At 74.4% G+C, this 18364-nt stretch carries 20 protein-coding genes; 13 read left to right on the top strand and 7 right to left on the bottom strand.

What is annotated here, in order from left to right; genetic code table 11:
• The first annotated feature begins 27 nt into the window (after positions 1-27).
• The 3 genes from K8Z61_RS08555 to K8Z61_RS08545 are packed head-to-tail and all read left to right on the top strand — an operon-like array spanning position 28 to position 1834.
• Positions 28-657, top strand: a complete 630-nt coding sequence (locus tag K8Z61_RS08555; RefSeq protein ID WP_224128440.1) for an HAD family hydrolase — start codon at positions 28-30, stop codon at positions 655-657.
• Entirely contained in the window at positions 654-1385 is a 732-nt protein-coding gene (locus tag K8Z61_RS08550; RefSeq protein WP_224128438.1) for a M50 family metallopeptidase, read from the top strand. The genes K8Z61_RS08555 and K8Z61_RS08550 overlap by 4 nt, the downstream gene beginning before the upstream one ends.
• A 53-nt stretch (positions 1386-1438) precedes the next feature.
• Complete coding sequence (locus tag K8Z61_RS08545) at positions 1439-1834, top strand: cold-shock protein (RefSeq protein WP_224128436.1); 396 nt, start codon at positions 1439-1441, stop codon at positions 1832-1834.
• Positions 1835-1836: 2 nt separating this feature from the next.
• Here K8Z61_RS08545 and K8Z61_RS08540 read toward each other — a convergent pair whose 3' ends face one another.
• On the bottom strand, positions 1837-3264 hold the full coding sequence (locus K8Z61_RS08540) for an MFS transporter (RefSeq protein ID WP_224128434.1): 1428 nt from the start codon (positions 3262-3264) through the stop codon (positions 1837-1839).
• Between the two features lie 109 nt (positions 3265-3373).
• Here K8Z61_RS08540 and K8Z61_RS08535 point away from each other — a divergent pair, with 109 nt between their 5' ends.
• Positions 3374-4192, top strand: coding sequence for a DUF3027 domain-containing protein (locus tag K8Z61_RS08535; protein WP_224128432.1), 819 nt, complete (start codon positions 3374-3376; stop codon positions 4190-4192).
• A 34-nt stretch (positions 4193-4226) separates the two neighbouring features.
• On the opposite strand, the gene K8Z61_RS08530 is transcribed toward K8Z61_RS08535, so the two are convergent.
• Positions 4227-4508 carry a DUF2530 domain-containing protein gene (locus K8Z61_RS08530; RefSeq protein WP_224128430.1) on the bottom strand — a complete coding sequence of 94 codons (282 nt, stop codon included), beginning with the start codon at positions 4506-4508 and terminating at the stop codon, positions 4227-4229.
• 82 nt (positions 4509-4590) lie between these two features.
• Here K8Z61_RS08530 and K8Z61_RS08525 point away from each other — a divergent pair, with 82 nt between their 5' ends.
• From K8Z61_RS08525 to K8Z61_RS08490, 8 genes are all read left to right on the top strand, one after another.
• Positions 4591-5040, top strand: a complete 450-nt coding sequence (locus K8Z61_RS08525) for a MarR family winged helix-turn-helix transcriptional regulator (protein WP_224128428.1) — start codon at positions 4591-4593, stop codon at positions 5038-5040.
• Positions 5041-5046: 6 nt separating this feature from the next.
• Positions 5047-6345: an MFS transporter gene (locus tag K8Z61_RS08520; protein WP_224128426.1), complete on the top strand. Its 1299-nt coding sequence runs from the start codon at positions 5047-5049 to the stop codon at positions 6343-6345.
• Positions 6346-6546: 201 nt separating this feature from the next.
• Positions 6547-6921 (top strand): 30S ribosomal protein S12, encoded by a 375-nt coding sequence (gene rpsL / locus K8Z61_RS08515; protein ID WP_224128424.1) that lies wholly within the window; start codon positions 6547-6549, stop codon positions 6919-6921.
• A 1-nt stretch (position 6922) separates the two neighbouring features.
• Complete coding sequence (gene rpsG / locus K8Z61_RS08510) at positions 6923-7393, top strand: 30S ribosomal protein S7 (protein ID WP_224128422.1); 471 nt, start codon at positions 6923-6925, stop codon at positions 7391-7393.
• Between the two features lie 131 nt (positions 7394-7524).
• Positions 7525-9597 carry an elongation factor G gene (gene fusA, locus K8Z61_RS08505; protein ID WP_374227929.1) on the top strand — a complete coding sequence of 691 codons (2073 nt, stop codon included), beginning with the start codon at positions 7525-7527 and terminating at the stop codon, positions 9595-9597.
• 69 nt (positions 9598-9666) lie between these two features.
• Positions 9667-10860 carry an elongation factor Tu gene (gene tuf, locus K8Z61_RS08500; RefSeq protein ID WP_224128420.1) on the top strand — a complete coding sequence of 398 codons (1194 nt, stop codon included), beginning with the start codon at positions 9667-9669 and terminating at the stop codon, positions 10858-10860.
• Positions 10861-11022: 162 nt separating this feature from the next.
• Positions 11023-11547 (top strand): hypothetical protein, encoded by a 525-nt coding sequence (locus tag K8Z61_RS08495; RefSeq protein WP_224128418.1) that lies wholly within the window; start codon positions 11023-11025, stop codon positions 11545-11547.
• 107 nt (positions 11548-11654) lie between these two features.
• Positions 11655-12389, top strand: a complete 735-nt coding sequence (locus tag K8Z61_RS08490) for a tRNA (guanosine(46)-N(7))-methyltransferase TrmB (RefSeq protein WP_224128416.1) — start codon at positions 11655-11657, stop codon at positions 12387-12389.
• A 25-nt stretch (positions 12390-12414) separates the two neighbouring features.
• Here the strand turns inward: K8Z61_RS08490 and K8Z61_RS08485 are convergent, their stop codons facing one another.
• Complete coding sequence (locus K8Z61_RS08485) at positions 12415-13239, bottom strand: RDD family protein (protein ID WP_224128414.1); 825 nt, start codon at positions 13237-13239, stop codon at positions 12415-12417.
• 40 nt (positions 13240-13279) lie between these two features.
• Here K8Z61_RS08485 and K8Z61_RS08480 point away from each other — a divergent pair, with 40 nt between their 5' ends.
• Positions 13280-14275: a stage II sporulation protein M gene (locus K8Z61_RS08480; protein WP_224128404.1), complete on the top strand. Its 996-nt coding sequence runs from the start codon at positions 13280-13282 to the stop codon at positions 14273-14275.
• Here the strand turns inward: K8Z61_RS08480 and K8Z61_RS08475 are convergent, their stop codons facing one another.
• Genes K8Z61_RS08475 through K8Z61_RS08460 form a run of 4 tightly spaced genes read right to left on the bottom strand, consistent with a single transcriptional unit; the run spans position 14276 to position 18363 of the window.
• Positions 14276-15571: a DUF58 domain-containing protein gene (locus K8Z61_RS08475; RefSeq protein WP_224128402.1), complete on the bottom strand. Its 1296-nt coding sequence runs from the start codon at positions 15569-15571 to the stop codon at positions 14276-14278. It lies immediately after the preceding gene.
• Between the two features lie 31 nt (positions 15572-15602).
• A complete protein-coding gene (locus tag K8Z61_RS08470; RefSeq protein WP_224128400.1) occupies positions 15603-16628 on the bottom strand; it encodes a MoxR family ATPase in 1026 nt (341 codons plus the stop codon).
• Positions 16625-17728 carry a DUF4350 domain-containing protein gene (locus K8Z61_RS08465; protein ID WP_224128398.1) on the bottom strand — a complete coding sequence of 368 codons (1104 nt, stop codon included), beginning with the start codon at positions 17726-17728 and terminating at the stop codon, positions 16625-16627. Before K8Z61_RS08465 ends, K8Z61_RS08470 begins: the two co-directional genes overlap by 4 nt.
• The gene (locus K8Z61_RS08460; protein ID WP_224128397.1) at positions 17725-18363 is read right to left on the bottom strand and encodes a DUF4129 domain-containing protein; all 639 of its coding nucleotides are present in this window, start codon (positions 18361-18363) and stop codon (positions 17725-17727) included. The genes K8Z61_RS08465 and K8Z61_RS08460 overlap by 4 nt, the downstream gene beginning before the upstream one ends.
• Position 18364 lies beyond the last annotated feature (1 nt).

Below are 18364 nucleotides of genomic sequence, written 5' to 3'. Positions count from 1 at the left end.
GTCTGACCGACTCCGTAGGCTGCGCGCATGGCCCCCCTGACGGTCGGCGTCGCACCCGTCGTCGGATTCGACCTCGACATGACGCTCATCGACACCGTCCCCGGCTTCCGGGCCGTGCTCGCCGCGCTCGGCGAGCGGCTCGGCCTCGAGCTCCCGATCGAGCGGCTCACCGAGCGGCTCGGGCCGCCGCTCGACCACCTGCTCGCGCCGTTCCTGCCCGCTGCGGAGATCCCCGCCGCGGTCGACCTCTTCCGCGCGCTCTACCCCGAGCGGTGCATCGCGGCGGTGCCCGCCCTGCCGGGAGCGCACGCCGCGCTCGAGGCCGTGCGCGCGCACGGCGGTCGGACGCTGGTGGTCACCGGCAAGTTCGCTCCCAACGCCCGCCTCCACCTCGACCACCTCGGCCTGGAGACCGACCTCCTGGCGGGTGAGGTCTGGGGCGTCGGCAAGGCGGCGGTGCTCCGGCAGGAGCGGGCGGACGTCTACGTCGGCGATCACGTGCACGACGTCGAGGGCGCGCTGGCCGCGGGGGTCGAGAGCGTGTCGGTGCTCACCGGCGGGTGCACCCGCGAGGAGCTGCTCGACGCCGGCACCGACGTCGTCCTGGCCGATCTCGGGGAGTTCCCCGACTGGCTGGCCGACCGGCTGCGGCCGTGACCGTCGCCGAGGTGCTCGGACGGGTCGTCGACGACCTCGGCCGCACCGTGCCGGTCCCGGACGCCGCCACCGTGCTCGGCACCGGCGCGGTCGCGGTGCTGCTGGTGCTGGCCCCGGCCACCTGGCCGCGGGTGCGGCTCGGCGTCACGGTCGTGCACGAGGCCGGGCACGCCGTGGCCGCGGTGCTCGTCGGCCGCCGGCTGGCCGGGTTGCGGGTCCACCAGGACACCTCCGGGCTGACGCTCTCCCGCGGCCGTCCGCGGGGCCCGGGCATGGTCGCGATGCTCGCCGCCGGGTACGCCGCGCCGGCGCTGCTCGGGGTCGCGGCGGCCACCGCGCTGGCCGCCGGACGTCCGCTGCTGCTGCTCTGGGGCCTGACCCTGCTGGCGGCCCTCCTGCTGCCCTGGGTGCGCAACCTCTACGGGCTGGCCGTGGTGGCGCTCCTCGTCGTCGGGCTCGGCGCCGTGGCGTGGGCGGCGCCGCTGGACGCGCGGGTGGCGGCCGCGTACCTGCTGGCGTGGACGCTCCTGCTGGCCGCGCCGCGGCCCCTGGTCGAGCTGGCCCGGGCCGGCCGCCGGCGCTGGGCGGGCAGCGACGTCCGGCAGCTCGCCGACCTGACCCCGCTCCCGGCCGGGGCCTGGCTCACGCTGCTGCTCCTCGGCAGCCTCGCCGGGCTCGCCGTGGGGGTGGCCACGCTCGCCCCGACCCTGCTCGCCCGAATGGGGTGAGCCTCTATCCTGACCCGGCCCCGCCCGCCCACGACGCGAATCAGGTGACCTCAGTGCCCACTGGCAAGGTGAAGTGGTACGACGCCGAGAAGGGCTTCGGCTTCCTCTCCCGCGACGACGGCGACGACGTCTACGTCCGCGCCGAGGCCCTGCCCGAGGGCGTCACCTCGCTCAAGAACGGCGCCCGCGTCGAGTTCGGCATCGCCCAGGGCCGCCGGGGCGAGCAGGCCCTCCAGGTGCGTCTGCTCGACCAGCCGCCCTCGGTGTCGCGGCAGCAGTCGGCGGCGCGGCGCAAGAAGCCGGACGAGATGGTCGCGATCGTCGAAGACCTCATCCGTCTGCTCGACGGCGTCGGCGAGACCTACCGGCACGGGCGGTACCCCGAGCGCACCACGGCGCGTCCGACCGCCAAGCTGCTGCGCGCGCTCGCCGACGAGCTCGAGCTCTAGGGCTAGACGACCCTGCGGCTCGCGCTGGGGCGCCGCCCCCGCGCGGGTCCGGTGCCGCGGGCGTGGCCGAGGACGTACACCGTCCACGCGACCAGCACGGCGGTGGCGATGCCGAGGCCGACCCGTGCCGGGTCGAGCGGCAGCACGATGCCCAGGAACCCGCCCAGCACCCAGGCGAGCTGCAGCAGGGTGTCGCTGCGTGCGAACGCGCTGGCCTGCACCCGCTCGGGCACGTCGCGCTGGATGGTGGCGTCGAGGCAGAAGCGGGCGAGCGACTGGCCCAGGCCCGCCGCGAGGCCGAGCAGCGCGAGGGTCCACACCGAGTACGCGAGGGTCGCGAGCAGGAGCAGGGCGACGTCGACCAGCAGCGCGCCGACGACCGTCACGCGGGGGTCGAGGCGACGCAGCAGCGAGGCCGTCGCCACGCCCGCGGCGTTCCCCAGCCCCGCGGCGCCGATCACGAGCCCGACCATGACGCCCGACGACAGGCTGGAGGCGGGCGGGCTCTCCCGCAGCAGGAAGGCCAGGTACATCAGCAGGAAGCCGCCGAGCCAGCGCGGCCCGCAGTTGGCGCGCAGCGCGAAGGCGACGGCCGGGGGGATGCGGGTGCGCGCGGGGCGCAGCGGGGAGTCCGGGGACGCCGGCCCGGCGGAGGCGCCCGGCAGCAGCACCAGCGGCTCCTCGCCGAGGCTGGCGTCGACCCGGTCGGGCAGTCGGATCGCGCACACGGTGGCGATCACGAAGAGCACGAACGCGTAGCGCAGCGACCACTCCGGCCCGATCAGCGACGCCAGGCCGGCCAGCGGGGCCGAGACGGAGGTGCCCACGATGCCGGCCAGCGAGACCCGGCCGTTGGCGCGCACCAGCGTCAGGCCCGGCGGCAGCAGGCGGGGCACCGCGGCCGCCCGGGTCACCCCGTAGGCCTTGGACGACACCAGCACGCCCAGGGCCGCGGCGAAGAGCCAGGGGGAGTCGCCGCCGACCTGGCTGGCCAGCGCCCAGGCGAGGAACGCCCGAGCCGCCATCGTCGCGCCGATCGCCCAGCGACGGCCGTGGCTGAACCTGTCGAGGAAGGGGCCGAGCAGCGGGGCGACGATCGCGAACGGCAGCATGGTCAGGCCGAGGAACAGCGCCACCTGCCCGCGCGCCTCGCCCGAGGGCACCTGGAAGAAGAGGCTGCCGGCCAGCGAGATCGCCACCGCGGCGTCGCCCGCGGTGTTGAAGAAGTGCAGGTAGAAGAGCCGGTTCAGCCCGGAGCGGTCGGCGCCCTCGGCCGCCGCCGCCCGTCGCGCCAGGGCGCCGACGGCCCGCGAGCCCCGGCCGGTCGCGCGGGCCGCGGTGGCCAGCCCGCGTCCGGTCGCGCGCACGCCGTCGGCGAGCCCGGCGCGCGCCGAGGGATCGGCCTCGGCGTCCGGGCGGGGGTGGCTCATGGGCGACATCCTCCCCGATCGCCCCAGCCGTCGGGGTGCGGGACACGGCGCACGGCCAGGATCCGACCCCGGCTCGCCCGCGCGGGCCTCACCGGGCAGGATGGGGCGCGTGACGACCCGCTCGACCGCCGCCCCGCACGCCGCACAGCTCCGGGCGCAGGACGCCGACGAGACGGTCGACGCCCTGCTGGCCGGGGCCGTCGAGGTCGCCCGCGCCTCGCTCCTGGCCGACGTCGACCCCGTCGACGTCGGCGAGCACCTCGGGGTCCTGCCCGAGGGCGACGGCGTGGCCACCCACCTGTTCGCGTGCCGCCGTCCCGGCTACCGCGGCTGGCGCTGGTCGGTCACCGTCGCGGCCGCCCCCGGACAGCGCGAGGTCACCGTCGACGAGGTCGTCCTGCTGCCCGGCGACGACGCCGTGGTCGCGCCCCCGTGGGTGCCCTACCGCGAGCGCATCCGTCCGGGCGACCTCTCGCCCGGCGACCTGCTGCCGGTCGACGACGACGACCCGCGCCTGGTGCCCACGTGGTCCTTCGGCGACGACGACCTCGACCCCGACGCGCAGGCGCAGGTGCGGGAGGTCGCCCGCGAGCTCGGGCTCGGCCGCGTCCGCACCCTCGGCCCCGACGGCCGCGCCCTCGCCGCGCAGCGCTGGTACGACGGCGCCGCCGGCCCGTCCGCGCCCGTCGCGCAGGCGGCGCCCGACCACTGCTGGTCGTGCGGCTTCCTGGTGCGGCTGGCCGGGCCCCTGAGCGGCACCTTCGGCGTCTGCGGCAACGGCGACGCCAACGACGACGGCCGCGTCGTGTCCCTCGACCACGGCTGCGGCGCCCACTCCGAGGTGCGGCTCGCCAAGCGCTACGAGCCCGTCCCGCCGCCCCCGCCCGTGCTCGACACGCTCACCGACGACGTCGTCCTCGGGCTCTGAGCCCCGCGGCCGCGCGAGCCCGAGCCGGCGGCCGTCAGCCCTGCTGGGCGAGCCGGGCGCGAGCGCGCCGTCGGCAGTACTCGACGCCGAGCAGGCCGAGGCCCGCGCCGGCCAGGCACGACCACAGCCACCAGCCGCGGCCGGCGTCCTGGAGGCGGCCGTAGAACGGCAGCAGCGCCAGGAAGGCGACGAAGAACAGGGCCGTGCCGACCTGCACGGTGCGCACGCCGTCGACGTCCAGGGGCTCGACCTCGGCGACGACGAACGCGCGTCCGCCGATCTCGCGGCGTCCGGGCCGGTCCTCGCGCAGGTCCACGTCCGGCAGCGTAGCCGCGGCGGACGAGCCGGGCGACGCTCGTCGGCTTTCGTTGCCTGAGGTAATGACCTAGGCTAAGCACATGCCCACCGTCGAGAAGGTCGCCCGCACCGACGCCGGGCTGGCCTCCGAGCTGCGCTCCTCCGTCATGCGCCTGCGGCGGCGCCTCGTCGCCCAGGCCGACGCCGACGACTCCCTCTCGGTGCCCGCCCTCTCCACCCTCGGCGTGCTGCACCGCCGCGGCCCGCTCACCGTCGGCGAGCTCGCCGCGCACGAGCGCGTGCGGCCCCCGTCGATGACCCGCACCCTGCACTGCCTCGAGGACGCCGGCCTCGTCGCCCGGGCCCCGCACCCCACCGACGGCCGCCAGGTCGTCGTCACCCTCACCGACGCCGGGCGCGCCCGCGTCGTCGCCGAGCGCCGCCGGCGCGACGCCTGGCTGGCCCGCCGGCTGGCCGCCCTCGACCCGGAGGAGCGCGAGGTGCTGCGTCGCGCCGCGCCCCTGCTCGACCGACTCTCCCAGGAGGACTGACCCCGCTTGAGCCCCACCTTCCGCTCCCTGGCCAATCCCAACTACCGCCGCTACGCGACCGGCGGCCTGGTGTCGAACGTCGGCACCTGGCTGCAGCGGGTGGCGCAGGACTGGCTGGTGCTGCTGCTCAGCGGCAGCGGAGCCGCGATCGGGGTGACGACGGGGCTGCAGTTCCTGCCCGTCCTGCTGCTCGCGCCGATCGCGGGCGTGGTGGCCGACCGGATGCCCAAGCGCCGCCTGCTGCAGCTCACCAACCTGGGCATGGCGCTCCCCGCCCTCGTGCTCGGCCTCCTGGCGGTCACCGGCACCGTCCAGCTGTGGCACGTCTACGTGCTGGCGCTGGTCCTCGGCGCCGCGTCGGCCTTCGACGGCCCGGCGCGCCAGTCGTTCGTCTCCGAGCTCGTCGAGCGCCGCGAGCTCACGAACGCCATCGCGCTCAACTCGGTCAGCTTCAACTCCGCGCGCATCGTCGGGCCCGGCCTGGCCGGCGTGCTCATCGCGGCCTTCGGCAACGACGTCCCCGGCACCGGCTGGGTCATCCTGCTCAACGCCGCCAGCTACGCCGCGCCGATCGTCGGCCTCTCGCGCCTGGACGCCTCCCGGCTGCGCCCGGCCCGCCTGCTGGGCCGCGAGCGCGGCCAGGTGCGGGCCGGCTTCGCCTACCTCCGCCGCCGCCCCGACCTGCTGGCGGTGCTCGGGGTCGTCTTCGCCACCGGCACCTTCGGCCTGAACTTCCAGCTCACCAGCGCGCTCATGGCCACCCAGGTCTTCGGTCGCGGGCCCACCGAGTACGGCCTGCTCGGCACGGTCATGGCCGTCGGCTCGCTGACCGGCTCGCTCCTGGCGGCCCGGCGCGCCGAGTCCGGGCTGCGGCTGATCGTCGGCGCGGCCCTGGCCTTCGGCGCCGTCGAGATGGCGGCCGGCCTCATGCCGAGCTACCTGACGTACGCGCTGATCTGCCCGCTGCTCGGCCTGTGCGCCCTGACGATGATCACCAGCGCCAACGTCTTCATGCAGACCCGCGCCGAGCCCGCGATGCGCGGGCGGGTGATGGCGGTCTACCTGATGGTCTTCACCGGCGGCACGCCGCTCGGCTCGCCGTTCATCGGCTGGGTGGGGGAGCGCTACGGCGCCCGGTGGACGCTGCTCGTCGGCGGCCTGCTGACGATCCTCGGCACCGCGCTGGCCGCCGCGCTGCTGCAGCGCGGCAGGCGGCGTCGGGCTGTTTTGACCGGCCCCACGGGCGCGGGTAGCCTCTCCACTCGTGTCTGGGACGACCAGGCGCTTGCGCGTGCTCGGAAGTGATCGGCGGGACGTGACCGCCGGAGCAGAGCACGGGAGATGCTCCCCACCGCCCGCCGGTGAGGCCTGACCCTAGGCGACACGCCCGGGTGCGGGGGTCGAGCGTCCACGCGGCGTCCGAGCGAGAGCACCACCCGGCCACCGACCTGATCGTGCAGGGCAAGTCGCCCCGTACTGAGAGCGAACAAGAAGGGGAACCACCCGGTGCCCACCATCAACCAGCTGGTCCGCAAGGGCCGCGAGGACAAGGTGTCGAAGACCAAGACGCCTGCCCTCAAGGGATCGCCGCAGCGCCGAGGCGTCTGCACGCGCGTCTACACCACCACCCCGAAGAAGCCGAACTCCGCCCTCCGCAAGGTCGCCCGTGTGCGCCTGAGCAGCGGCGTCGAGGTCACCGCGTACATCCCGGGCGTGGGCCACAACCTCCAGGAGCACTCGATCGTGCTCGTCCGCGGCGGTCGTGTGAAGGACCTGCCCGGTGTGCGCTACAAGATCATCCGCGGCACGCTCGACACCCAGGGCGTGAAGAACCGCAAGCAGGCTCGCAGCCGCTACGGCGCGAAGAAGGAGAAGAGCTGACATGCCGCGCAAGGGCCCCGCGCCGAAGCGCCCGGTCGACGTCGACCCGGTCTACGGCTCCCAGCTCGTCTCGCAGCTGGTCTCGAAGATCCTCAAGGACGGCAAGAAGCAGGTCGCTCAGCGCATCGTGTACTCCGCGCTCGAGGGCTGCCGGGAGAAGACCGGCACCGACCCCGTCGTCACGCTGAAGCGCGCGATGGACAACGTCAAGCCGGCCATCGAGGTCAAGTCCCGCCGCGTCGGCGGCGCGACCTACCAGGTCCCGATCGAGGTCAAGGGCAACCGCGGCACCACGCTCGCGCTGCGCTGGCTCGTCGGCTACGCCCAGGACCGTCGCGAGAAGACCATGTCCGAGCGGCTCATGAACGAGATCCTCGACGCCTCCAACGGCCTCGGTGCCGCGGTGAAGAAGCGCGAGGACACGCACAAGATGGCCGAGTCCAACCGGGCCTTCGCTCACTACCGCTGGTGACCCCGGTGGGGGCGAGGCACCCCTCGTCCCCACCACCCGCACCATCCACGCTCCACCTCTGAAGGGAACGCTGAACCACAGTGGCCGTCGACATCACCACGGACCTCAACAAGGTCCGCAACATCGGCATCATGGCGCACATCGATGCTGGCAAGACCACCACCACCGAGCGCATCCTCTTCTACACCGGCATCTCCTACAAGATCGGTGAGGTCCACGACGGCGCTGCCACGATGGACTGGATGGAGCAGGAGCAGGAGCGGGGCATCACGATCACCTCCGCCGCCACCACCTGCTGGTGGAACAGCCACCAGATCAACATCATCGACACCCCCGGTCACGTCGACTTCACCGTCGAGGTCGAGCGCTCGCTGCGCGTCCTCGACGGCGCCGTCGCCGTCTTCGACGGCGTGGCCGGCGTCGAGCCGCAGTCGCAGACCGTGTGGCGTCAGGCCAACAAGTACTCCGTCCCGCGGATGTGCTTCGTCAACAAGCTCGACCGCACCGGCGCGGACTTCTACCGCGTCGTCGACTCGATCGTCCAGAAGCTGAACTCCACGCCGCTGATCCTGCAGATCCCGATCGGCGCCGAGGGCGACTTCATCGGCGTCGTCGACCTGGTCGAGATGAACGCCAAGGTCTGGCGCGGCGAGACCAAGCAGGGCGAGGACTACGTCGTCGAGGAGATCCCCGCCGACCTGGCCGACAAGGCCGCCGAGTACCGCGAGAAGCTCGTCGAGACCCTCGCCGAGGCCGACGACGACATCATGGAGGTCTACCTCGAGGACGGCGACGAGTTCGACGTCGCGACCCTCAAGGCCGCCATCCGTCGCGCCACGCTGGCCGACAAGCTGAACCCGATCCTCACCGGCACCGCGTTCAAGAACAAGGGCGTCCAGCCCCTGCTCGACGCGATCGTCGACTACCTGCCGAGCCCGGTCGACGTCGACGCCATCGTCGGCCACAAGCCGAACGCCGAGGAGACCCCGGAGAACGAGGTCACCCGTCGTCCGTCGGCCGACGAGCCGCTGTCGGCGCTGGCGTTCAAGATCGCCGCCGACCCGCACCTGGGCCGCCTGACCTTCGTCCGCGTCTACTCCGGCAAGCTCGAGGCCGGCGCCACGGTGCTGAACTCGACCAACGGCCGCAAGGAGCGGATCGGCAAGGTCTACCAGATGCACGCCAACAAGCGTGAGGAGATCGCGTCGGTCGGCGCCGGCCAGATCGTGGCCGTCATGGGCCTCAAGGACACCAAGACCGGTCACACGCTGTCCGACAACGCGAACCCCGTCGTCCTGGAGTCGATGACCTTCCCGGCCCCGGTCATCGAGGTCGCCATCGAGCCGAAGACCAAGTCCGACCAGGAGAAGCTCGGCGTCGCCATCCAGCGCCTCGCCGAGGAGGACCCCACCTTCGTCGTCAAGACCGACGAGGAGACCGGCCAGACCATCATCGCCGGCATGGGCGAGCTCCACCTGGAGATCCTCGTCGACCGCATGCGTCGCGAGTTCAAGGTCGAGGCCACCGTCGGCAAGCCGCAGGTCGCCTACCGCGAGACCATCCGCCAGGCGGTCAAGAACCACGGCTACACCCACAAGAAGCAGACGGGTGGCTCGGGCCAGTTCGCGAAGGTGCTCGTCTCCATGGAGCCGAACATCGACCCCGAGACCGGTCTCGGCGCGGGCTACGAGTTCGTCAACAACGTCAGCGGCGGTCGCGTGCCGAAGGAGTACATCCCCTCGGTCGACCAGGGCGGCCAGGAGGCCATGGAGTTCGGCATCCTCGCCGGCTACCCGATGGTCGACGTCCGCTACATCCTCGAGGACGGCGCGTACCACGACGTCGACTCCTCGGAGCTGGCGTTCAAGATCGCCGGCAACCAGGCCTTCAAGGAGGCCGCACGCCAGGCCAAGCCGGTCCTGCTGGAGCCGATGTTCGCCGTGGAGGTGACCACGCCCGAGAGCTTCCTCGGCACGGTCATCGGCGACATCAACTCCCGCCGGGGCCAGATCCGCGCGCAGGAGGAGCGTCACGGCGACATCGTCGTGTCGGGCCTCGTGCCGCTGTCCGAGATGTTCGGGTACGTGGGCGACCTGAGGTCCAAGACCTCCGGCCAGGCCTCGTACTCGATGGAGTTCGACTCGTACGCCGAGGTTCCTTCGAACATCGCCGACGAGATCATCAAGAAGGTCCGCGGCGAGTAACCTCTCGCAGACCTCGGCACCACCCCTTTCAGTACGAGTCACGTACCAACCAACCAGGAGGAGCCCCCAGTGGCTAAGGCGAAGTTCGAGCGGACCAAGCCGCACGTCAACATCGGCACCATCGGTCACATCGACCACGGCAAGACCACGCTGACCGCGGCGATCACCAAGGTCCTGCACGACAAGCACCCCGACCTCAACGCGGCGTCGGCCTTCGAGGACATCGACAAGGCTCCCGAGGAGCGTCAGCGCGGCATCACCATCTCGATCGCGCACGTCGAGTACCAGACCGAGGGTCGTCACTACGCCCACGTCGACTGCCCGGGTCACGCCGACTACATCAAGAACATGATCACCGGCGCGGCTCAGATGGACGGCGCGATCCTGGTCGTGGCCGCCACCGACGGCCCGATGCCGCAGACCCGCGAGCACGTGCTGCTCGCCCGCCAGGTCGGCGTGCCGGCCCTGGTCGTGGCGCTCAACAAGTGCGACATGGTCGACGACGACGAGCTCATCGAGCTCGTCGAGATGGAGGTGCGCGAGCTCCTCTCCGAGTACGAGTTCCCGGGCGACGACATCCCGGTCGTGCGCGTGGCGGCCTTCCCGGCGCTCCAGGGCGACGCGAAGTGGGGCGACTCGGTCGCCGAGCTCATGCAGGCGGTCGACGACTACATCCCGACCCCCGAGCGTGAGACCGACAAGCCGTTCCTCATGCCCGTCGAGGACGTCTTCACGATCACCGGTCGTGGCACCGTCATCACCGGTCGTATCGAGCGCGGCATCGTCAAGGTCGGCGAGGAGGTCGAGATCGTCGGCATCCGCGAGGGCTCGCAGAAGACCACCGTCACCGGCGTCGAGATGTTCCGCAAGCTGCTCGACGAGGGCCAGGCGGGCGAGAACGTCGGTCTGCTCCTCCGCGGCACCAAGCGCGAGGACGTCGAGCGCGGCATGGTCGTCATCAAGCCGGGCACCACGACCCCGCACACCAACTTCGAGGCCTCGGTCTACATCCTCTCGAAGGAGGAGGGCGGCCGTCACACGCCGTTCTTCAACAACTACCGTCCGCAGTTCTACTTCCGCACCACGGACGTGACCGGCGTCGTCACCCTCCCCGAGGGCACCGACATGGTCATGCCGGGCGACAACACCGAGATGAGCGTCGAGCTCATCCAGCCGATCGCCATGGACGAGGGTCTGCGCTTCGCGATCCGCGAGGGCGGCCGCACCGTCGGCGCCGGCCGGGTCACCAAGATCACCAAGTGATCGTCGCCGTCGTCTGACGGCACCTGCACCACCCGAGGGCCTCGTCCCCGACTCCGGTCGGGGGCGGGGCCCTCGGCGTTTCAGCACGATGCGCCGGTGGTAGGTGGGTCCTCAGCCGCTCCCGATCGGCGGGGCGGCGTCTCGGATGAACAGGAACCCCTCATGTCTCGGACCACTCGGGCGGCTGCGCTGTCCCTCCTGCTGGCGTCGGCCAGCACCACGGCCGTGCTCGGAACGCCGGGTGCGGCGAACGCGAACTGCGCCGCCGCCGGCGAGATCGGCTACTCGGTCTCCGCGGTCGACACCCGCGTGCCCTTCAAGCGGGTGCCCGTGTTCAAGAACGGTCCCGGCGGGAGCGTGGAGGCGACCCGCGGCTACTCCGGCACCGCGACCTACTCGGTCACCGCCGGTGCGGAGTCGGAGGTGGGCGCGGTGCTCGCCAAGGCGAAGGTCAGCGTCTCCGCCTCGCTGACCAAGTCGAACACCACCGACACGACGATCACGTACAAGCGCAACATCCCCCGCGGCAAGTACGGCAACCTGCAGTACGTCAGCTGGGGCAAGCGGGTCAGCTGGAAGAAGTACCAGATCAACTCCACCTGCACCGGCACGCGCACGCTGGCCACGGGCAGGATCAGCTTCCCGAGCACCGGCGAGGGCTGGTTCTACTGGACCACCACCAGCTGATCGCCCAGCCTTCTCCTGCCACCGCGATCCCCGTCGTCCTCGGACGGCGGGGATCGTCGCGTGCCGGGAGATTTCGACCCCGGGAGCCCCGCCGGGAGGATGTCCCCGTGTCCCAGCCGTCGCGTCAGCCCGTCACCCCAGCCCGACCGCACCACCGCCTGACGGAGGACGGCCGCACGATGCGGGAGGTGCTGTCGTACTCGCGCCGGGGCAACCGGTTCACCCCGCGCCAAGCGGAGGCGTGGGAGGCCCACCACGAGACGTGGGTGATCCCCGAGGAGGCCGTCGACGACCCGGGCTTCGCCTGGACGCCGTGGTTCGGACGCGAGGCGCCGCTGATCGTCGAGATCGGCAGCGGCGTGGGCGAGGCGACGGCCGCGCTGGCCGCGGCGCGTCCCGAGGCGAACGTGCTGGCCCTGGAGGTCTGGCGGCCCGGCGTGGCCGACACGCTCTGGCGGCTGGCCGAGGCGGGAGCGTCGAACGTCCGGCTGTGCGGCGTCGACGCCGCCTGGTCGCTGGAGCACCTGCTCGGCCCGGCGTCGATCGTCGAGCTGTGGACCTTCTTCCCCGACCCGTGGCGCAAGGCGCGCCACCACAAGCGCCGGCTCGTCGACCCGCCCTTCGCGGCGCTCGCGGCGTCGCGGCTGGCACCCGGCGGCACATGGCGGCTGGCCACCGACTGGGCCGACTACGCGGCACAGATGCGGGAGGTGCTCGACGCCGAGCCGCTGCTCGTCGGGGGGCCGGTGGAGCGTTGGGCCGAACGGCCGGTGACCAAGTTCGAGCGCAAGGGCGTCGACGCCGGCCGCACGATCCAGGACTTCCGCTACCGCCGGTCCTGAGCGTCGGGTCGTCCCGGAGAGGCGATCAGCCGGCGCCCCGGGCGGTGAGGCGACGACGCGTGGCCTCGAGGCCGGCCAGGCGGGCGGCGTCACGCCGGTGCCGCTCGGCGAGGACGGCCGCCAGGATCCTGTCGGTCGGCGCGCCGACCGGCGGCGGGGGAGCGACGTGTCGCGGCAGCTCGTCGAGCAGCCGCCGGCCCAGCGCGTCCGCCGCCTCGGGGCGCAGGGACGCGCCGCGCTCGACGTACTGACGCATGGCCCGGGCGAGCTCGGGCGGGAGCGGCCGCAGGTCGACGCCGCGCGCCCAGGGCTCGAGCTCGGGCGGCATCGGGAGGGGTGACCTCGGCTGCCAGGTGACGCGGTCGCGCACCACGTAGGTCCCGGCCGCGTGGTCGCCCAGTCGCTTGCCCCGCCGGTCGAGCAGGCTCGCGAACGCGGCCGGGGTGCCGCTGAGCGCGAAGATCTCGACCACCCCGAGCAGCGCGCGGACGAAGGCGTGCTGGAAGGAGACGGTGCCGCCGTCGTCGCGCACGACCCGCAGGCCCACGATCCGCTTGCCGAGGCTGCGCCCGCGGGTCAGGGTCTCGACGGTGGTCGGCACGCCGACCAGCACGAGCGCCGAGAGCAGGATCGAGGACGCCGCCGCCAGCGCGGAGTCGAGCCGCACCGACGCGAGCGCCGCCACGACCGCCATGACGACGAGCAGCGCCAGCAGCACCGCGACGTCGACGAGCGCGGAGACCATCCGCAGCGGCAGCGACGCCGCCGGCAGGTCGAGCGCGACCGCGTCGCCGGTGACGACGTCGGGCCCGGCGTCGCCGACGCCGTCGAGGTAGGGACGCGAGCTCATCGCGCCCAGCCTAGGCCGACCCGGGCCTAGAGTCGTGGGCATGGACGTCGACGCCTTCGCCGCCCTGCACCGAGCCGACTGGCAGCGGCTGGAGGAGCTCGTGGCCCGCCGCGGCCTCTCCGGCGCGGAGGCCGACGAGCTGGTGACGCGGGCCCGTCGCACCGCCACCCACCTGTCCCAGGTGCGCTCGGCCGCGCCCGATCCCGAGCTGGTGCGCTACCTCTCGTGGCTCGTGGGTCGCGCCCGCACCCGCGCGGGCGCGCCGCGGCCCTCGACCTGGTCGGGGGTGCGCGGGTTCCTCCTGGAGCGGTTCCCGGCGGCGCTCTACCGGCTGCGCCGGTGGTGGCTCGGGACGCTGGTGGCCAACGTCGTCGTCACCGGCGTGATGATGGCGTGGCTGGTGCGCCACCCTGCGGTCGAGCAGACGCTGATCGGCCGTCAGGAGGCCGAGCGGCTGGTCACGACCGACGTGGAGGGCTACTACCACCAGGCCGCCCCCGGCAGCTTCGCCACCCAGGTCTGGATCAACAACTCCTGGGTCTCCGCGCTCTGCCTGGCGCTCGGCGTCCTCGGCCTGCCGGTCGTCCTGCTGCTCTTCTCCAACATCGCCAACCTGGCGGTCATCGGCTCGCTGATGATCCGCAACGACCGCGGCGGGCTGTTCTGGGGGCTGATCCTCCCGCACGGGCTGCTGGAGCTCACGGCCGTCTTCGTGGCGGGCGGGGTCGGGCTGCGGCTCTTCTGGGCGTGGGTCGAGCCGGGGTCGTCCACCCGCTCGCAGTCCCTGGCCCGCGAGGGACGCACCGCGGGCACGGTCGCGCTCGGCCTGGTGCTGGTGCTCGCCGTCTCGGGTGCGATCGAGGGCTTCGTGACGCCGTCCGGTCTGCCGACCTGGGCCAGGATCTCGATCGGCGTGCTCGCCGAGGCGGCGTTCCTGCTCTACGCCCTCGTGCTCGGTCGCGCCGCCGCGCAGCGCGGACACACCGGCGACGTCGACGCCGCGCTGCTCGAGGACCGCGTCGCGACGGCCGCCTGATCAGAGCAGGCCGGCGGCCTTGAGCGCCAGGTAGCGGTCGCCGAGGTCGACGGCGAGATCGCCGGGCTCGGCGTCGACCACCTCGACCCCGAGCGTGGCCAGCAGCCGGGCGGTCCGACGTCGCTCGGCGAGCGCCTGCTCGGCCGCCGCGGCCGCGTAGGCCGCGGCGAGCGTCGTCCGCATCGCCGCGAGCGTGCGGAGCTCGGGCTCCCGGGTGGTCGCGACGACGACGCGGTGGCGCGCGACGAGCGCCGGCAGCAGGGGCAGCAGCCCCTCCTCCAGCGGCGCGGCGTCCAGCGCCGTCAGCAGCACCACCAGGGCCCGGTGACGTCCGAGCTCGCCGACCGCGCCCGCCAGCACGCTCCAATCTGCCTCCGCCAGCACGGGCTCGACGCCGGCGAGGGCGTCGTCGAAGCGCCGCACGCCGCCGTCCCGCTCGCGGCCGCTGCGGGCCCGGGCGCGCACCGTCCGGTCCCCGACGACGAGGTCGACGCGGTCGCCCGCCCGGGCCGCGAGAGCGGCGAGGAACAGGGCGGCGTCGAGGGCGGCGTCCAGCCGCGGCGCCTCGCCCACCCGCGCCGCGCTGGTGCGCCCGGAGTCGACCACGAGCACGATGCGACGATCCCGCTCCGGCCGCCACGTCCGCACGACGGGGCGCCGCGCGCGGGCGGTGGCGCGCCAGTCGACGGCCCGCACGTCGTCGCCGCGCGCGTAGTCGCGCAGCGAGTCGAACTCGGTGCCGGCGCCGCGCTGGAGGACGGCGGTGCGTCCGTCGAGCTCGTGCAGGCGCGCCAGCCGCGAGGGCAGGGCGCGGCGCGACGGGAAGGCCGGCAGCACGCGGACGACGCCGGGCACCGCCCGCGTCCGCTGACGCGCGGCCAGGCCCAGCGGGCCGCTGATCCGCAGCGTGACCCCGGCCGCCTCCAGATCGCCCCGACGGGAGGGGCGCAGGTCGGTCGTCACGCGCACGTCGACGTCGGCGGTCAGGACGCGGCGGTGCCGCTCGCCCGTGGCGCCGGCCGTCGGCTGCCAGGCGTCGCGCACCAGGCAGCGGGCCCGGCGCCGGGAGCGCAGGCGCAGCGTGGTCGTCGTCGGCTCGCCGAGCCGCATCGGCGCCAGCCGTGCGGGCTCCCGCTCGATCTCCACGTCCTGCGGCCGCGGCGCCAGCGCGAGGTCGAGGAGCGTGACCGCCACGACGAGCGCCGTCCAGACCGCGACGGTCGCGGCGCGCGGCGCCAGGAGCACCAGCGGCACGCCGGCGAGCAGCAGCAGCGGGACGCGTCCGGTCAGCGCCACGGCGTCGCCCCGGTCGTGGGGAGCGGGGCGGTCATCGCGGCACCGGCACGCTCGCGACCGCCGCGGCCAGCACCGTCTCGATCCTCACGCCCTCGAGCTCCGCCTCCTGGCGCAGCACCAGCCGGTGCGCGAAGGTGGCGGCGACCAGCGCCTTGACGTCGTCCGGGGTCACGAAGTCGCGGCCCGAGAGCCAGGCCCACGCCCGGGCGGTGCGCAGCAGCGCCGTCGCCGCCCGGGTGCTCGCGCCCATCGCGAGGGATGGCGCGCTCCGGGTCGCACGGGCGAGGTCGACGACGTACCCCGCGACCTGCTCGGAGACCTCGACCTCGCCGATCGCTCGCCGCGCCGCCTCGACGTCGGCGGCCCCGGCCACGGCCCGGACCCCGGCGGCGGCCACGTCGCGCGGGTCGAAGCCCGCCGCGTGCCGGCGCAGCACCTCGACCTCGGCCGCGCGCTCGGGCAGCGGCAGCACGACCTTGAGCAGGAAGCGGTCGAGCTGCGCCTCCGGCAGCGGATAGGTGCCCTCCATCTCCACCGGGTTCTGCGTCGCGGCCACCAGGAAGGGGCGGGGGAGCGGGTGCGTGGTGCCGTCGACCGACACCTGCGCCTCCTCCATCGCCTCCAGCAGCGCCGACTGCGTCTTCGGCGGGGTCCGGTTGATCTCGTCGGCGAGCAGCAGGTTGGTGAAGACCGGACCGGGACGGAAGGTCAGGTCGCCGGCGGCGGCGTCGAGCACCAGCGAGCCGGTGAGGTCTCCGGGCATCAGGTCGGGCGTGAACTGCACCCGGCGCGCGTCGACGTCCAGCGCCGCGGCCAGCGAGCGCACCAGCAGCGTCTTCGCGGTGCCCGGCACGCCCTCGAGCAGCACGTGCCCCCCGCACAGCAGGCCGACGAGGAGGCCCGAGACGGCGGCGTCCTGGCCGACGACGGCCTTCGCGACCTCGGCGCGCACGAACCGCAGGCGGGCCCGGGCGTCCGCCCCCGCCTGCGGGTCGACCTCGGGTCGGGGCTCGTCGGGCCGGCCGGGCTGATCGGGCTGGTCGGGGGGCGGGGTCATGGGTCACCTGCTTCGTCGAGATCGGTCAGGGCGGAGGCGAGGGCGACGAGCGTGCGGTCGTCGGGGACCGGCCCGTCGAGGAGGAGGGCGCGGACGTCGTCGACGCCGCGGCCCCGGGCGGTCGCGACCCGCTCGGCGAGGTCGAGGTCGTCGGCGTCCGGGGAGACCGCGAGTCGCTCGCGCCAGCGTCGTCGCGCCGCGGCTCGCAGCACCCCGGCGGCGTGCTGGCGGTCGCCCGAGCGCTGGTAGAGCCGCCCGAGCCCCTCGACGGCCTCCGCGGCGCGCACCGCCACCGGCAGGGGCTCCCGGACGAGGGGTCCGAGGCGGCGGGCCCGCCAGAGCACGAGGGCGACCAGCGCGAGGAGGCCGAGGACGAGGGAGGGGAGCAGCCAGGCCGGGAGCAGGGATCGCAGGCCGACCGCGTCGCCCGGGCCCTGCTCGGCGACGTCGGGCACGTACCAGACCAGGCGGGGGCGGGCGCCGAGCAGGCGCAGCGCGACGGCGGCGTCGTCCGCCCGGAGCACCTGGTCGTTGGCGAGGAGCCGCCCCGCGCCGAGCAGGGTCAGCCCGTCGCGACGCAGCAGCGAGCCGTCGAAGCAGGCGTCCGGGCCGGGGTAGGCCAGCCGGCCGTCGACGCGCAGGCTCAGGCCGGTCAGTCGCGGGTCGTCGCAGGCGGCCGGCACCGGGCCGTCGTCGCTGCGGCGCTCCGGGTCGACGGTGTCGGGCAGCCCGAGCGCGCGCAGAGGCCCGGGGCCGGCGTCGACCACGATCACCGTCGCCCCGGCGTCGCGCGCCGCGAGCAGCTGCCCGGCGGTGCGGCGGCCCAGGCGTGAGGGCTGCACGACCACGATCGTCGACGCGCGCTCCTCCCCGGCGGGCAGCGCGGCGGTCAGGCCACCGGTGTCCCGGGCGACGTCGACCTCCACGCCCCGCGCCGCGAGCACCCGGGCGACGGCCCGGCCGCCGTCGGGACGCGTGCTCGCCGGGTCGAGCGGCCCGTCGGGGGTGGCCGACGGGGTCAGGGCCACCGTGAGCGCCGTGGTCGCGAGCACGACCAGCAGGATCGCCGCCGGCAGACGCCAGCGTCGCGCGGCCCTCACCGCCTCGCCCCGGGTCGTGCGGCGAGCCGGTCGTCGAGCGCGAGCACGGCCCGGGCCTGCTCCGCGGTGGCGGACCGGTGACCGTAGAGCACCGCCTCGAACACCTCCGTCGCCGCGCGCACGGCCTCGGCCTCGGCGGGATGGGCGTGCCGCAGCCGCTCCGCGACCTCGGAGGCGGTGGCCGAGGCGACGTCGTCGATCCGGCCGGCGCGGGCCTCCCGCAGCGCCAGCGCGCGCAGGCCGTCGACGACGGCGTCCTCCGGCCGTCCTGCGGCCAGGGCGGCCTCGGCCCGGGCACGCACGGTCCGCGGGTCCTCCGCTCCGTCCCCGCCGAGCAGCGCCGGGGAGTCCGGCGCCCGGCGGTCGCGGCGCAGCCGAGACGCGAGCCAGGCCAGCGCGAGCACCAGGGCCATCACGATCGCGGCGAGCACCACGAGAGCGACCAGCCCCGGCAGGCCGCCGGGGCCGCCGTCGCCGCCGTCGAGCAGCCGCTGCAGCCAGTCGAGCACGCGGCGCAGGACGTCGCGCGTCTGGTAGGCGGGATCGAGCAGCTCGCGGCGCAGCAGGTCGCGAGCCTGGTCGGGCGAGGGCACCAGCGGCGGGCCGTCGCCGTCGAGCCGGGGGACGGGGCGCACC

The sequence above is a fragment of the Nocardioides sp. TRM66260-LWL genome (assembly GCF_020075545.1).
Taxonomy (GTDB): domain Bacteria; phylum Actinomycetota; class Actinomycetes; order Propionibacteriales; family Nocardioidaceae; genus Nocardioides.
The sequence above is the reverse complement of the archived record's forward strand: the minus strand, read 5'-3'. Positions and strand labels throughout refer to the sequence as shown.